We start from the raw sequence: 13,685 nt of genomic DNA on the forward strand, positions 1-13,685 counted from the left end.
GGAAGCGGAGTTTACTGGTTGTAAATGAGCATTCCGAGCCTGTTTTTAACGCAGCATGATCAAGCGCAGGCACTTTTCGAATAGGACCTAGAGGCGGGCGGGCACTTCCCGCCACTGCCCTTGTTCAAGGCCATCGATACTCCATTGGCCAATTCGCACCCGCACCAAACGTAGCGTCGGCAGACCAACGGCAGCGGTCATTCGTCGCACCTGACGGTTGCGACCTTCCTTGATCACCAATTCCAGCCACGAAGTTGGCACGCTTTTGCGAAAGCGTACCGGTGGGTTACGTGGCCACAGGGTCGGCTCTTCAAGCAAGCGCGCCTCGGCCGGCAAAGTCATGCCGTCATTGAGTTCGACGCCTTTGCGCAGCTGCTGCAAGTGTTCCTCGGTCGGCTCACCCTCCACTTGCACCCAATAGGTCTTGGCCAGCTTGTGCTTCGGGTCGGCGATGCGCGCCTGCAATTGCCCGTCATTGGTCAACAGCAGCAGGCCTTCGCTGTCGCGATCCAGACGCCCGGCCGGGTAGATACCCGGTACGTCGATAAAGTCTTTGAGCGTCGCCCGCCCCGCTTCGTCGCTGAACTGAGTCAGCACATCGAAGGGTTTGTTGAACAGGATCAACCGAGGTTCAGCCGGAGGCGCCTTGGCTACGCGGCGCTTGGCCACAGGTTTGCCCGTGGGCTTGGCCGAAGGTCGGCGAGAGGCGGAACGTGGAGGTTGAGACATGGGGAGGGAAGCTTCAAACCGGCAGGGCCATCAATGCTACTGCCGGTTTGAGCAAACCTCAACGGAACGGTGGTTCGTCGAAACTGCGCAGCTTGCGCGAATGCAGCGAGTTCACTTCCGTACGCAACAGGTCCAGAGCCGCAATACCGATCTTCAAGTGCTGGCTGACCGCACGGTTATAGAACGCGTTGGCCGAGCCTGGCAGCTTGATCTCGCTGTGCAACGGCTTGTCCGACACACATAGCAAGGTGCCGTAAGGTACCCGCAGGCGATAACCCTGGGCGGCGATGGTGCCGCTTTCCATGTCCACCGCCACGGCCCGCGACAGGTTGATCAGCGGGCGCTCCTCGGCCCAGCGCAGCTCCCAGTTGCGGTCGTCGTAGGTCAACACGGTGCCGGTACGCAGGCGCTTTTTCAGTTCATCGCCACGCTCGCCGGTGATCTGCGCCGCGGCCTCCTGCAAGGCCATCTGCACCTCGGCCAGGGCGGGGATCGGAATGTTCGGCGGCACCACACGATCGAGAATGCCGTCGCGGCGCATATAGGCGTGGGCCAGCACGTAGTCACCGATGGTCTGCGACTGCCGCAGGCCGCCGCAATGGCCGATCATCAACCAGCAGTGCGGCCGCAGCACGGCCAGGTGGTCGGTAATGTTCTTGGCATTGGACGGGCCGACACCAATGTTGACCAGGGTCACACCGTCGCCGTCGGCGGCGATCAGGTGATAGGCCGGCATCTGGTAACGGTGCCAGACCACACCGGCGACCAGCGCCTGGGCTTCACCGTTGTCCATGCTCTTGTCGATGATCACGTTGCCCGGCAGCACCATGCGCACGAAACGCGAATCGTCACGCAATTGCTCCAGGCCGTGGGTAATGAACTGGTCGACATAACGGTGGTAGTTGGTCAACAGGATCCACGGCTGGACATGCCGCCAGTCGCTACCGGTGTAATGCACCAGGCGGCGCAGGGAAAAGTCCACGCGCGCGGCATCGAACAGCGCCAGCGGCAAAGGGTCGACGTTGGCCCAGTCATACAGGCCATCGGCGATGCCGTCGGTCGCGGCCGAGAGGTCGGTGCTGGGGAAAACCCGTGCCAGGGCCGCGGCGGTCACGCCGGTACCGGCCAGTTCATCGCCTTGCTCGACCACATAAGGGTAGGGAATGTTCTGTTCGCTGACGCCCACTTCCACGGTCACGGTGAAATCGTTCATCAACGGCCGCAGCTGCTCCAGCAGGTAACTGCGAAACGCCGCCGGATGGGTCACGGTGACGCTGTAGGTTCCCGGCAGCTGTACCTTGGCATAGGCCCGGGTGGTGGTCGGCACTTCGCCCTGGCAGCGGTAGATCAGGCGCAGTACGGGATAGCGGAACTGAGCGCGCTCATCCGCAGTGGGTTCGGTCCGATCCTTGATGTAGCGCTTGAGCGCCTGGCTCAAGGCATCGGTGGCCTGTTGGTGCAAGGCCGCCAGGATATCGACGGCTTGCTCGGCGGTTTCTACGACAACAAAGGCTTCAGCAGTTCGAGTCACGATGAGCATCCTGTCTGATCTTGCAGGACTCCATCTTGCCTGTAACAGCGTGTAAAGGCACGCCCGCTGACGCGCCACTCAGCGCGGTGTCGAACGCTCCACCAGGGCTTCCACCTCAAGCCCCCGCGGCAAGGTACCAAAGACGTGCCCCGCGCGGCCCAGGCGACTGGCGATGAAGGCATCACTGACCGCACTATTGCCCGCTTCGAGGAGCAGTTTGGCCTGCAGGCCAAGGGCAACGTCCTCGGTCAACTGACGAGCGCGGTACTGGATGTCGTGGGAGTGGGATTCCTGGAAGGCGACCTTCAGGTGTTCAATGTGCTCGGCCAGACGCTTGTCGCCATGACCATCACCCAGTTCGGTGAACAGCGCGTCGAGAACCCCCGGCTCCTTGGACAAGGCACGCAGCACATCCAGGCATTGCACGTTGCCGGATCCCTCCCAGGTCGAGTTGACCGGCGCTTCGCGGTACAGACGCGGCAGGATGCTGTCTTCGACGTAACCGGCGCCGCCCATGCACTCGGCCGCTTCGTTGATCATGGCCGGCGCGCGCTTGCAGATCCAGTATTTGCCCACGGCCGTGACCAACCGGGCAAAACGCGCCTGCTGCGGGTCGTCCGGCTGGTCCAGCGCGCGCCCCATGCGCAAGCTCAGGGCCAGTGCGGCTTCACTTTCCAGCGCCAGGTCGGCCAATACATTCTGCATCAACGGTTGTTCGCTGAGCAGGCGCCCACCGACACTGCGGTGCGCGCAGTGGTGAGCGGCCTGGGTCAGGGCCTGGCGCATCAGCGCACTGGAACCGACCATGCAATCGAAGCGGGTCATGGCCACCATCTCGATAATGGTCGGCACCCCGCGCCCCTCCTCGCCGACCATCCAGGCCAGCGCGCCACGGAACTCCACTTCGCTCGAGGCGTTGGAGACATTGCCCAGCTTGTTTTTCAGGCGCTGGATATAGAACTCGTTACGGGTATCGTCCGGCCGATGCCGCGGCATCAGAAAGCAGGTCAGCCCTTTGTCGGTCTGGGCCAGGGTGAGGAAAGCGTCGCACATCGGTGCCGAACAGAACCATTTGTGCCCCACCAGTTCGTAGGCCTGACCCGGCCCCCCGGCGCCTACCGGGTAGGCCCGTGTGGTGTTGGCGCGGACATCGGTGCCGCCCTGCTTCTCGGTCATGGCCATGCCGATGGTCGCACCCGCCTTGTGCGCAATCGAGACGTTGCGCGGATCGTATTCGGTAGCGAGGACCTTGGGCAGCCATTGCTCCGCAAGGTCGGGCTGCAACTTGAACGCCGGGACACTGGCGAAGGTCATGGTCAGCGGGCAACCGGTACCGGCCTCGGCCTGGGTGTGCATGTACGTCATGGCAGCCCGGGCCACATGTGCGCCGTCACGCGGGTCGGTCCAGGGTAATGAGGGCAGGCCATGCTCGATGGCCGTGCGCATCAGCTCATGATAGGCCGGGTGGAACTCCACCAGGTCGATGCGATGGCCGTAGCGGTCGTGGCTGTGGAAAACCGGTTTGTTCTGGTTGGCCAGAAAGCCTGCCGCCATCAATGGTCCGCCGGCGAGCGTCCCGTAGGCATCGATTCGCTGTTCGGCCCAACCTGCCCCGTAACGCCGGGCCCATTCCTGCAAGGGCAGATCAATGCGGTAAAGGTTCGCCCCGTCCAGCGACGGCGGCTGGTTGGTGACTTCATGGGTTTCCGCGAACTGATGCAGGTTCATGGGGGGCTCCTTGGATACTGGCCGATTCATTTCAGTGAATCACGCTCCAGTCTGCACCAAAAGTGTCATATACGCCTAAATGTCGGCACTTTCCCCATCACTTACTGCCAATAACCTTGCGTGCAGCTTGCCCTGCAATTCTTCGAATCGAACGGGTTTGACCAGGCAATCGCTGACGCCCGACGCCTGGCAAATTTCCAGTTCAGCCTGCTGCAGCCTGGCCGTCACTACCAATACCGGGAGATCCGCACAGCCTGGAACCTCACGCAATTGGCGACAGACCTCGAACCCTTCGAGCGAGGGCATCAGGCAGTCCAGCAGTACCGCATCGAAACGCTCGCTGCGCAGCAGTGCCAGCGCGCTCGTGGCATCTTCGGCCGTGCGCACCCGATAGCCGAGCTTGAGCAGCATGCCGCGAATTACCAACTGGTTGATGCTGCTGTCATCGATCAAGAGCACGGTGCATTCGCGCGCCGAGCGATGCGCCCCTCGCACCATGAAGTGAGCCGGCACGGCAATCGAAACCGGCTGCTCAGGCGATTGCCCCATCTGCACCCTCAGCTCGAAGCTGCTGCCCTGCCCGGGCGTGGAGTGATGGGTCAGGTGCCCGTTCATCAGTTCTGCCAACTGCCGGCAAATCGCCAACCCGATCCCCAACCCTCCATGTTCACGGGTCATGGAGCCATCGAGCTGATAAAACCGTTGATACAAGGTGGCATCGTCCAGATGGCCAAAACCGATTCCGCTGTCGCTGACCTTGAACCAGAACTCAAAGGTATCGACAGCTGTGCTGCGGCCACTGACCTGCAGGCTGACCGCGCCTTGACGAGTGAACTTGATCGCGTTGTCGAGCAGGCAGGCCAGGCACAGGCTCAACTTCTTGGCGTCACCCACCACCTGGTCCGCCAGATCGGGAGCGACATCGATGGAATAGGCCAGGCCCTTGCGCTGGGCCTGCGGGGAAAACTGCAGGCGCAGACTTTCGAGCATGCCACACAGACTGAAGGCATCATGTTGGGGATAGAGTTTTCCCGCCTGCAGCTCGGTGAGAATCAGAATCTCGTCGACCATCCGCATCATGTCCCGCGCGGAACCCGCGGCCGTCTGCTGATACTGTTCGAGCTCGGGGCTCAGGGACACGGTTTGCATCAATTCCAGCGAACCGATGACACCGTTCATCGGCGTACGGAGCTCATGGGTGACAGTTGCCAGGAACTCGTCCTTGAGCCGGTTGCTGTTGGCCAACTGCTGGTTGAGCACTTCGAGCTTTTGCCCGGCGTCGAACAAGGTCTGTGCCTGTTGTTCGCGCATGCTGTTGATACGGTCGGCCAGCGCCAGCGACAGTAGCCCGACCTCCAGGGCCGAACCGATCTGGCTGGCGTACATGGTGATGAAGACATTGGGCAGGTACCCCAGCACCATCAGCGTGTTGACCACCCCGCCGAGCAGGAAGGCCGACCAGGCGATGATGAAATACCGCGCGACCCGCAGCCCGCGCCACCAGGCAACGATACCCGCCGTGAAAATCGCCACGGTGAACAACAGCGCCAAGGCAGTGGCCAGACGCAGCGCGAGTCCATAGCTTGTGGTCAACGACAACAGCACTACAGTGGCAGCACAGACCATCAGCGCCCGCAGCAAGCGATCGAGCAGCCGACTGTGCCTGGAGGTGTGCAGGAAGCTGCGGGCGAACTGACAGCCGAAGAGCCCTGCCGAACCGATGAAGAAAGGCGTTGCCGCGTTGGCCCACCAGGGATTGTCCGGCCAGAAGTACTCGACCCCCGCGCCATTGACCGAGACCTGATACAGGCCGAACGAGGCGATGTAGAGGATGTAATAGAGATAACTGGTGTCGCGCACGCTGAGGTAGATGAACAGGTTGTAGACCAGCATTCCCAGCAGCACGCCGTAGATCAAGCCCAGCACATAGATGCGCGCCGGCTGCTCCTCCATATAGGCATGGCTGGACCACAGGGTCAGCGGGGCCTGGACGGAACCCTGGCTTTTCAGGCGCAGATACAGGGTCCTGGATTGCCCCGGCGCAAAGGGCACTTCGAACAGGTAGTTGTTCTGCCTGATCTGGCGGCTGGCGAAGGGAAAGGCATCGCCGGTGCGGCGAACCAGCTGATAAGTACCAGCGGCATCGGCCAGGTAGAGCTCAAGGTCATCGAGCGGCGGATAGGCCAGCTCCAGAAGCCAGTTGCGAGGTGCCGAGGCGGAGGTCGCGCTGTAGCGCAGGTCGATGCGCAGCCAGAACGCCGATGTCGAATAACCGGCATTGAGCACGTCATGAAGGTGCGGACGAAACTGATCGACCAGTGCCGCAGATCTGACTTGCTCGATCGTGGCATTGCCTTTACGGTCTTCGAAGACCTGCATCACCCGGCCAAGCGGAAGGCTGCGAGTGGTGTCATCGAAATCGACCGCGCAGGCCAGCAAAGGCAGCAAGCCCACCAGTAGAATCAGCAAATAGCGCATACAGCCCCAGCATGGCCTGTCCGGTTACGTCGCGAACCTCCCCAGTCCGTTGAGACGACGTCCTCCAGCAGTGCCTGTTATCAGTATCGAAGCACTCTAGCATAGCTTCCAGACACCGGTTCACGCCAAACAAAAAAACAACTGAAAGGCTCTAAGACGGCCACTTCAGCGAAATCCAGAAAAAATCACTGACGCTTCGATCAAAAAAACAGTGACGAGCAGGCAGCCCCCTAAAAAGCGTTTGGTGGTAAGCTCGCGCACCATGAATATCTATAGCTCCCGCCCTGTTGTCCTCTGTCTCTCCGGCCACGACCCAAGTGGCGGCGCCGGCTTGCAGGCAGATATAGAAGCCCTTCTCGCTCAAGGTTGCCATGCAGCGCCCGCTGTAACCGCCCTGACCGTGCAGGACACCGTCAATGTCAGCGACTTCCGCGTCCTGGACCGAGAGTGGGTGTTGGCCCAGGCCAATGCCGTGCTCAACGATTCGACCGTGGCTGCCGTCAAGCTGGGCATGCTCGGCTCGCTGGAAATGGTCGACACCGTAGTCGAACTGCTCCAGGCCCATCCGCACCTGCCGCTGGTGTGCGACCCGGTGCTGCGTGCCGGAGGCGGTGGGCGCCTGGGCAAGGACGAAGTCGGCTACGCCATGCGCGAACGCCTGCTGCCATTGGCGACCATTGCCACCCCCAATCTTCCTGAAGCGCGCATCCTCGCCGAACTGCCCGAAGGCACGGCAGACGAATGCGCAGAAAAGCTCCTGCCCTTCTGCAAGCACCTGTTGATCACGGGCGGCCACGGTGACGAACACGAAGTTCACAACCGTTTGTACAGCCGCGACGGCACGCGCAAGACCTTCACCTGCCAGCGCCTGCCGGGCAGTTACCATGGTTCCGGCTGCACCCTGGCCAGCACGTTGGCCGGTCGCCTGGCCCTCGGCGAGGAACTGCAAAGCGCCGTGCAATCTGCCCTGGACTACACATGGCGTACGCTGCGTGACGCAGAGCAACTGGGCAAGGGCCAGTTCGTGCCGCGCCGGCTGCCGCTGGATTTCTGCTCCTGACGACCGGCCTTGAGGCGCACTCAATGAAGTTACGTGGTTTGTATGCCATCACCGACAGCCAACTGCTGGCCGGCAAGTTTCTCCCGTATGTCGAAGCTGCGCTCGACGGTGGCGTCACCCTGCTGCAATACCGCGACAAGAGCAGCGACGAAGCCCGCCGCCTGCGCGAGGCCGAAGCCTTGCGCGATTTGTGCGAACGCTACAAAACCCGGCTGATCATCAATGACGATGCCGAGCTGGCCGCGCGCCTGGGCGTTGGCGTGCACCTGGGGCAGACCGATGGCCCGCTGACGCCGGCCCGCACCCTGCTCGGCCGCCAGGCGATCATCGGCGCCACCTGCCACGGCCAGCTCGAGCTTGCCGAAAGGGCGGCCCGGGAAGGCGCCGACTACGTCGCCTTCGGTCGCTTCTTCAATTCCAATACCAAGCCCGGCGCACCGACGGCCAGCCTTGAGCTGCTCGACCAGGCGCGCGCGCAGCTGAAGCTGCCGATCGCCGTGATCGGTGGCATCACCCTGGATAACGCCAGGCCGCTGATCGAACACGGCGCCGACCTGCTGGCGGTGATCCACGCCCTGTTCAGCGCCGACAGCACGCAGGAAGTCACCCGTCGTGCTCGCGCCTTCAATGCCTTGTTCGAATCTGTCTGATTTAAAGAGAACCCAACATGTCCCGTTCCGAAATCCTCTTTGCCAATGCCCAGAAACACATTCCCGGCGGCGTGAACTCTCCGGTTCGCGCATTCAAGAGCGTCGGTGGCACGCCACTGTTCTTCAAACATGCGGCTGGCGCCTACGTCACCGACGAAGACGACAAGCGCTACGTTGACTATGTCGGCTCCTGGGGCCCGATGATTCTCGGCCACAGCCACCCGGATGTGCTGGAAGCAGTGCGCAAGCAACTGGAGCATGGCCTGTCCTACGGCGCACCGACTGCGATGGAAACCGAGATGGCCGACCTGGTCTGCTCGATCGTGCCGTCGATGGAAATGGTCCGCATGGTCAGCTCGGGCACCGAAGCCACCATGAGCGCCATCCGCCTGGCACGCGGCTTCACCGGCCGCGACAGCATCATCAAGTTCGAAGGCTGCTATCACGGCCACTCCGACAGCCTGCTGGTCAAGGCCGGTTCCGGCGCCTTGACCCAAGGTGTGCCCAGCTCTGCGGGCGTGCCTGCGGCATTCGCCAAACACACCCTGACCCTGCCGTTCAACGACATTGCCGCGGTCGAGACCATGCTTGCCGAAGTGGGCCAGGAAGTGGCCTGCATCATCGTCGAGCCAGTCGCCGGCAACATGAACTGCGTACCGCCGGCGCCGGGCTTCCTCGAAGGCCTGCGCACGCTCTGCGACAAGCACGGTGTGGTACTGATCTTCGACGAAGTGATGACGGGTTTCCGCGTGGCCCTGGGCGGCGCCCAGGCGCACTATGGCGTTACGCCTGATCTGAGCACCTTCGGCAAGATCATCGGCGGCGGCATGCCGGTCGGCTGTTTTGGTGGCAAGCGCGAAATCATGTCGCACATTGCCCCGCTCGGCCCGGTCTACCAGGCTGGCACCCTGTCCGGCAATCCGCTGGCAATGGCGGCGGGTCTGACCACGCTGAACCTGATCAGCCGCCCGGGCTTCCACGCCGAATTGAGCGACTACACCAGCCGCCTGCTCGACGGCCTGCAACAACGCGCAGACGCTGCCGGCATTCCTTTCGTGACTACCCAGGCGGGCGGCATGTTCGGCCTGTACTTCAGTGGCGCCGATGACATCGTCACCTTCGACGACGTGATGGCCAGCGATGCCGACCGCTTCAAACGCTTCTTCCACCTGATGCTCGAAGGCGGCGTGTACCTGGCGCCAAGCGCTTTCGAAGCGGGCTTTACCTCGATCGCCCACGGCGACACCGAGCTGAAGATCACTCTGGATGCGGCTGAGCGCGCGTTTGCTGCGCTGAAGTAAGCATTGTAATTGCGACCGCTGCGCGCTCGAGCGCAGCCTGCGGCAGCGGCTACAGAGATCTGTGTAGCCGCTGCCGAATGGCTGCGCTCGGGCGCGCAGCTGCCGCAGGATTTCAGCCAATACTTCCCGCGCAGCAGAAAAACGAGTAAAGACTTTGTAAGGTGGGCACTGCTTATTTCATAATGTGCCACCAGTACATTCCCTGGCCGGGTCCGCCCGCACTATGCAGAGGTAAGTCGATCCCCATGAACCGCACCGGCCGCGCCCTTGCCCTGGGCTGCCTGTTGCTTCTTCAGCCCCTGCTGGCCTCGGCAGGCGGTAACTCGTTGTTGATCCCAGCGATGGGTCGCTGCACCCTCAATACTCAGCCCGAAGACTTGCCGCAGGCACTGGCCGCGTGCAAGGAAGCTGCGCAATCGGGGGATGTCCAGGCGCAATACGAGTTGGGCGAGTACTACTACGACGGCAAAAACACGCCGCGCGACCTCAATCAGGCCCTGAATTATTTCGAGCAGGCCTCGCTGCAAGGCCATGCCCAGGCTCAATACAATCTCGGCGTGATGTTCTTTCGTGGCGAAGGGGTGAAGGCCAATAACGTTCAAGCCTACATCTTGCTGAAAATATCGGCGGTCAACGGCGACGAAGACGCCCTGGATGTTGCCGACGAGGTTTCCGGACAGATGCGCCGCGACGAACTGGAAGTCGCAACGCAGGTCCTGGGGCAAATTTTCCGTAAATACCTGCTGGAGCTGCAAACGGCCGACGGCCGTACGCCGTTCTCGCCGCTGCCTTGAAGCCGCTTACTTCTCCGGCATCGGCATGGGGAATGGCATCACGTTGCTCACGCCACGCGCTTCGCTGATCTTTGGGGTACCCAGGCGCTCGACTTCGTCGATGCGAATGATCGAATGCATCGGTACGAAACTGCGCACGACACCTTCGAACTGCGCCTTGAGCTTTTCTTCGCTCGGGTCGACGACGACCTGAGTGCGCTCACCAAAGACGAACTCTTCCACTTCGAGAAAACCCCAGAGATCACTTTGGTAGATCTGCTTGGCGTACATCTCGAACACCTGGCCCTGGTTAAGGAAAATCACTTTGTAGATTGGTGCTTCGCGTTTGATCATCTTGGGCGGATAACAGTCGGGGATAGAGAGGAGGGCGAAAACTATAGCATAGCGGCCGGTCAGGCAATGCTAGGAACCGGTGGCCATGACCACTATAATGCGCGGTTCTTCGAATCACCTGATGATCACGCATGAGCAAGAAGCTTTATATCGAAACCCACGGCTGCCAGATGAACGAGTACGACAGCTCGCGCATGGTCGACCTGCTGGGTGAACATCAAGCCCTGGAAGTCACTGCTCGCGCAGAGGACGCCGACGTCATCTTGCTCAACACCTGTTCGATCCGCGAACGCGCCCAGGACCGGGTGTATTCCCAGCTGGGTCGCTGGCGCGAGCTGAAGCTCGCCAACCCGGAGATGGTCATCGCCGTCGGCGGCTGCGTGGCCAGCCAGGAAGGCGAAGCCATTCGCGACCGTGCACCCTATGTCGACGTGGTCTTCGGCCCGCAGACGCTGCACCGCCTGCCGGAAATGATCGACGCCGCGCGCATCACCAAACTGCCGCAGGTCGATGTTTCCTTCCCGGAAATCGAAAAATTCGATCACCTGCCCGAGCCGCGTATCGACGGCCCGACGGCCTACGTATCGGTCATGGAAGGCTGCAGCAAATACTGCACCTTCTGCGTGGTGCCCTACACCCGCGGCGAGGAAGTCAGTCGCCCCTTCGATGACGTGCTGGCCGAAATCATTCACCTGGCTGAAAATGGCGTGCGCGAAGTGACTCTGCTCGGCCAGAACGTCAACGGCTATCGCGGTCTGACCCACGATGGTCGCCTGGCCGACCTGGCCGAACTGATCCGCGTGGTCGCGGCTGTCGAGGGTATCGAACGCATCCGCTACACCACCTCGCACCCGCTGGAGTTTTCCGACAGTCTGATCCAGGCCCACGCCGAGGTTCCGGAACTGGTCAAGCACCTGCACCTGCCGGTGCAATCGGGCTCGGACCGGGTGCTGGCTGCCATGAAGCGCAACCACACCGTGCTCGAGTACAAATCCAAGCTGCGCAAACTCAAGGCCGCCGTGCCTGACATCTGCATCAGCTCGGACTTCATCGTCGGCTTCCCCGGCGAGACCGAGAAAGATTTCGAACAGACCATGAAACTGGTTGCCGATGTGGGCTTCGACTTTTCCTACTCGTTCGTTTACAGCCAGCGCCCGGGCACACCCGCCGCCGACCTGCCGGACGAAACCCCGGAAGAGCTGAAAAAGGAGCGCCTGGCCGCCCTGCAGCATCGCCTCAACCAGCAGGGGTTCGAGATCAGCCGACAAATGGTCGGCAGCATCCAGCGCATCCTGGTCACCGATTATTCGCGCAAGGACCCTGGCCAATTGCAGGGGCGCACCGAGAATAATCGTATCGTCAACTTCACCTGCGACAATCCCAAGTTGATCGGCCAGTTCGTCGACGTGCATATCGATGCCGCACAACCGCACTCGCTGCGTGGCTCGCTGACGCAATGACCGACCTTGAACCGGGCCTGCAACCGGGCCCGGCCACCCCTCATCGCTTAAGAGCTTTCGCGCCCGGGCAGGTGGGGTTATCCTTGAGCTCATATCCATTGCCGTCGGGCGGCTAAAAAACAACCTTGAACGCACCCATAGAACCACATCGTTTCATTCTCGAGCCCTTTGAGGCTCGCCGCTTCGCTAATCTTTGCGGGCAATTCGACGAGCACCTGCGCTTGATCGAACAGCGCCTGGCCATCGAGATCCGCAACCGCGGCAATCAGTTCGAGCTGATTGGCGAACCCAAGCACACCTCCTCCGCCGAGCACCTGCTAAGACGCCTGTACCGCGAGACAAAGGCCAGCGAACTGTCTCCGGACATGGTGCACCTGTTCCTGCAGGAATCCGCCGTCGAAGAGCTGGAAAACCCGGCAGCCGCGGAAGTCGGCGTATCCCTGCGTACACGCAAGGGCATGATTCGCCCGCGTGGGCTGAACCAGCAGCGTTACGTCAAGGAAATCCTCGGCAACGACATCAACTTCGGCATTGGCCCGGCCGGTACCGGCAAGACCTACCTGGCGGTAGCCTGCGCGGTGGATGCACTGGAGCGCGAGCAAGTGCGCCGCATCCTGCTGGTGCGGCCAGCCGTGGAAGCCGGCGAGAAGCTCGGCTTCCTGCCTGGCGACCTGGCCCAGAAGATCGACCCGTATCTGCGCCCCCTGTACGACGCCCTCTATGAAATGCTGGGATTCGAGCACGTGGCCAAGCTGATCGAGCGCCAGGTCATCGAAATCGCTCCGCTGGCCTACATGCGCGGTCGCACGCTGAACAACAGCTTCATCATCCTCGACGAGAGCCAGAACACCACCGTCGAGCAGATGAAAATGTTCCTGACCCGGATCGGGTTCGGCTCCACCGCCGTGATCACCGGCGACATCACCCAGGTCGACCTGCCCAAGGGCACGAAGTCCGGCCTGTCCCATGTCATCGACGTGCTCAAGGACGTTCCAGGTATCAGCTTCACCCACTTCAAACCCAAGGACGTGGTGCGCCATCCATTGGTGCAGCGAATCGTCGAAGCCTATGAGCGCTTCGACAGCCGCACCACCTCAATCGAGGACGGGGATAGACGCCGCGATGCTTGAGCTTGATCTGCAACGGGCCAGCGATAAACCTGGCCCAAGCGATGCCGATTTTCGCCGCTGGTGCGAGCTGGCATTGCGCCAGCGCAGTGCCGATTCGGAGATGACCATTCGCCTGGTCGACGAAACCGAAGGTCGCGAACTCAACCACACCTACCGCCACAAGGACTACGCCACCAACGTATTGTCCTTCCCGGCGGACGTACCGGACGACATGCTGGATATCCCACTATTGGGGGATCTGGTGATTTGCGTCCCGGTGGTCGAGCGCGAAGCCGCCGAACAAGGCAAGGCACTGGACGCCCATTGGGCGCACCTGGTCATCCATGGATGCCTGCACCTGCTGGGTTACGACCACATCGATGAGGATGAGGCCGAAGAAATGGAAGCACTGGAACGAACGTTGCTTGCTGAATTGGGTCATCCGGACCCATACGCCGACGACGAAACCGATACTCCGACTAAAGACACAAGCAAGGATCACGAGTAAGCGC

Annotated in this window: 12 protein-coding genes; 7 read left to right on the plus strand and 5 right to left on the minus strand. The window is 61.6% G+C overall.

Features of this window, described 5'->3' with window-relative positions:
• Positions 1-87: 87 nt before the first annotated feature.
• From F2S13_RS10550 to F2S13_RS10565, 4 genes are all read right to left on the minus strand, one after another.
• Positions 88-729 (minus strand): pseudouridine synthase, encoded by a 642-nt coding sequence (locus F2S13_RS10550; protein WP_166360421.1) that lies wholly within the window; start codon positions 727-729, stop codon positions 88-90.
• 58 nt (positions 730-787) lie between these two features.
• Positions 788-2,269 carry an AMP nucleosidase gene (gene amn, locus F2S13_RS10555; protein WP_166360422.1) on the minus strand — a complete coding sequence of 494 codons (1,482 nt, stop codon included), beginning with the start codon at positions 2,267-2,269 and terminating at the stop codon, positions 788-790.
• A gap of 69 nt (positions 2,270-2,338) precedes the next feature.
• Positions 2,339-3,988 (minus strand): acyl-CoA dehydrogenase family protein, encoded by a 1,650-nt coding sequence (locus F2S13_RS10560; RefSeq protein ID WP_166360423.1) that lies wholly within the window; start codon positions 3,986-3,988, stop codon positions 2,339-2,341.
• Between the two features lie 75 nt (positions 3,989-4,063).
• The gene (locus F2S13_RS10565; protein WP_166360424.1) at positions 4,064-6,466 is read right to left on the minus strand and encodes a hybrid sensor histidine kinase/response regulator; all 2,403 of its coding nucleotides are present in this window, start codon (positions 6,464-6,466) and stop codon (positions 4,064-4,066) included.
• Between the two features lie 262 nt (positions 6,467-6,728).
• Here F2S13_RS10565 and F2S13_RS10570 point away from each other — a divergent pair, with 262 nt between their 5' ends.
• The 4 genes from F2S13_RS10570 to F2S13_RS10585 all read left to right on the plus strand — a co-directional run bounded on the left by F2S13_RS10570 (position 6,729) and on the right by F2S13_RS10585 (position 10,271).
• Positions 6,729-7,526 (plus strand): hydroxymethylpyrimidine/phosphomethylpyrimidine kinase, encoded by a 798-nt coding sequence (locus F2S13_RS10570; protein ID WP_166360425.1) that lies wholly within the window; start codon positions 6,729-6,731, stop codon positions 7,524-7,526.
• 23 nt (positions 7,527-7,549) lie between these two features.
• The gene (gene thiE / locus F2S13_RS10575; RefSeq protein ID WP_166360426.1) at positions 7,550-8,176 is read left to right on the plus strand and encodes a thiamine phosphate synthase; all 627 of its coding nucleotides are present in this window, start codon (positions 7,550-7,552) and stop codon (positions 8,174-8,176) included.
• Between the two features lie 17 nt (positions 8,177-8,193).
• Positions 8,194-9,477, plus strand: a complete 1,284-nt coding sequence (hemL, locus tag F2S13_RS10580) for a glutamate-1-semialdehyde 2,1-aminomutase (RefSeq protein WP_166360427.1) — start codon at positions 8,194-8,196, stop codon at positions 9,475-9,477.
• A gap of 245 nt (positions 9,478-9,722) precedes the next feature.
• Positions 9,723-10,271 (plus strand): tetratricopeptide repeat protein, encoded by a 549-nt coding sequence (locus tag F2S13_RS10585; protein ID WP_166360428.1) that lies wholly within the window; start codon positions 9,723-9,725, stop codon positions 10,269-10,271.
• Positions 10,272-10,277: 6 nt separating this feature from the next.
• Here F2S13_RS10585 and F2S13_RS10590 read toward each other — a convergent pair whose 3' ends face one another.
• Positions 10,278-10,604, minus strand: a complete 327-nt coding sequence (locus F2S13_RS10590) for a DUF1820 family protein (protein ID WP_166360430.1) — start codon at positions 10,602-10,604, stop codon at positions 10,278-10,280.
• Positions 10,605-10,735: 131 nt separating this feature from the next.
• On the opposite strand from F2S13_RS10590, the gene miaB reads away from it, so the two are divergent.
• From miaB to ybeY, 3 genes are all read left to right on the plus strand, one after another.
• Complete coding sequence (gene miaB, locus F2S13_RS10595; RefSeq protein ID WP_166360432.1) at positions 10,736-12,064, plus strand: tRNA (N6-isopentenyl adenosine(37)-C2)-methylthiotransferase MiaB; 1,329 nt, start codon at positions 10,736-10,738, stop codon at positions 12,062-12,064.
• A 125-nt stretch (positions 12,065-12,189) separates the two neighbouring features.
• Positions 12,190-13,194 (plus strand): PhoH family protein, encoded by a 1,005-nt coding sequence (locus F2S13_RS10600; RefSeq protein WP_166360434.1) that lies wholly within the window; start codon positions 12,190-12,192, stop codon positions 13,192-13,194.
• Positions 13,187-13,681: an rRNA maturation RNase YbeY gene (gene ybeY / locus F2S13_RS10605; protein ID WP_166360436.1), complete on the plus strand. Its 495-nt coding sequence runs from the start codon at positions 13,187-13,189 to the stop codon at positions 13,679-13,681. Before F2S13_RS10600 ends, ybeY begins: the two co-directional genes overlap by 8 nt.
• Positions 13,682-13,685: the final 4 nt, after the last annotated feature.

This window comes from Pseudomonas akapageensis, from assembly GCF_011355085.1.
Taxonomy (GTDB): Bacteria; Pseudomonadota; Gammaproteobacteria; order Pseudomonadales; family Pseudomonadaceae; genus Aquipseudomonas; species Aquipseudomonas akapageensis.

What these genes read in the sequence shown, in the direction of transcription:
- F2S13_RS10550 (WP_166360421.1), bottom strand. Translation starts at nt 729, where the DNA reads ATGTCTCAACCTCCACGTTCCGCCTCTCGCCGACCTTCGGCCAAGCCC.
- amn (WP_166360422.1), bottom strand. Translation starts at nt 2,269, where the DNA reads ATGCTCATCGTGACTCGAACTGCTGAAGCCTTTGTTGTCGTAGAAACC.
- F2S13_RS10560 (WP_166360423.1), bottom strand. Translation starts at nt 3,988, where the DNA reads ATGAACCTGCATCAGTTCGCGGAAACCCATGAAGTCACCAACCAGCCG.
- F2S13_RS10565 (WP_166360424.1), bottom strand. Translation starts at nt 6,466, where the DNA reads ATGCGCTATTTGCTGATTCTACTGGTGGGCTTGCTGCCTTTGCTGGCC.
- F2S13_RS10570 (WP_166360425.1), top strand. Translation starts at nt 6,729, where the DNA reads ATGAATATCTATAGCTCCCGCCCTGTTGTCCTCTGTCTCTCCGGCCAC.
- thiE (WP_166360426.1), top strand. Translation starts at nt 7,550, where the DNA reads ATGAAGTTACGTGGTTTGTATGCCATCACCGACAGCCAACTGCTGGCC.
- hemL (WP_166360427.1), top strand. Translation starts at nt 8,194, where the DNA reads ATGTCCCGTTCCGAAATCCTCTTTGCCAATGCCCAGAAACACATTCCC.
- F2S13_RS10585 (WP_166360428.1), top strand. Translation starts at nt 9,723, where the DNA reads ATGAACCGCACCGGCCGCGCCCTTGCCCTGGGCTGCCTGTTGCTTCTT.
- F2S13_RS10590 (WP_166360430.1), bottom strand. Translation starts at nt 10,604, where the DNA reads ATGATCAAACGCGAAGCACCAATCTACAAAGTGATTTTCCTTAACCAG.
- miaB (WP_166360432.1), top strand. Translation starts at nt 10,736, where the DNA reads ATGAGCAAGAAGCTTTATATCGAAACCCACGGCTGCCAGATGAACGAG.
- ybeY (WP_166360436.1), top strand. Translation starts at nt 13,187, where the DNA reads ATGCTTGAGCTTGATCTGCAACGGGCCAGCGATAAACCTGGCCCAAGC.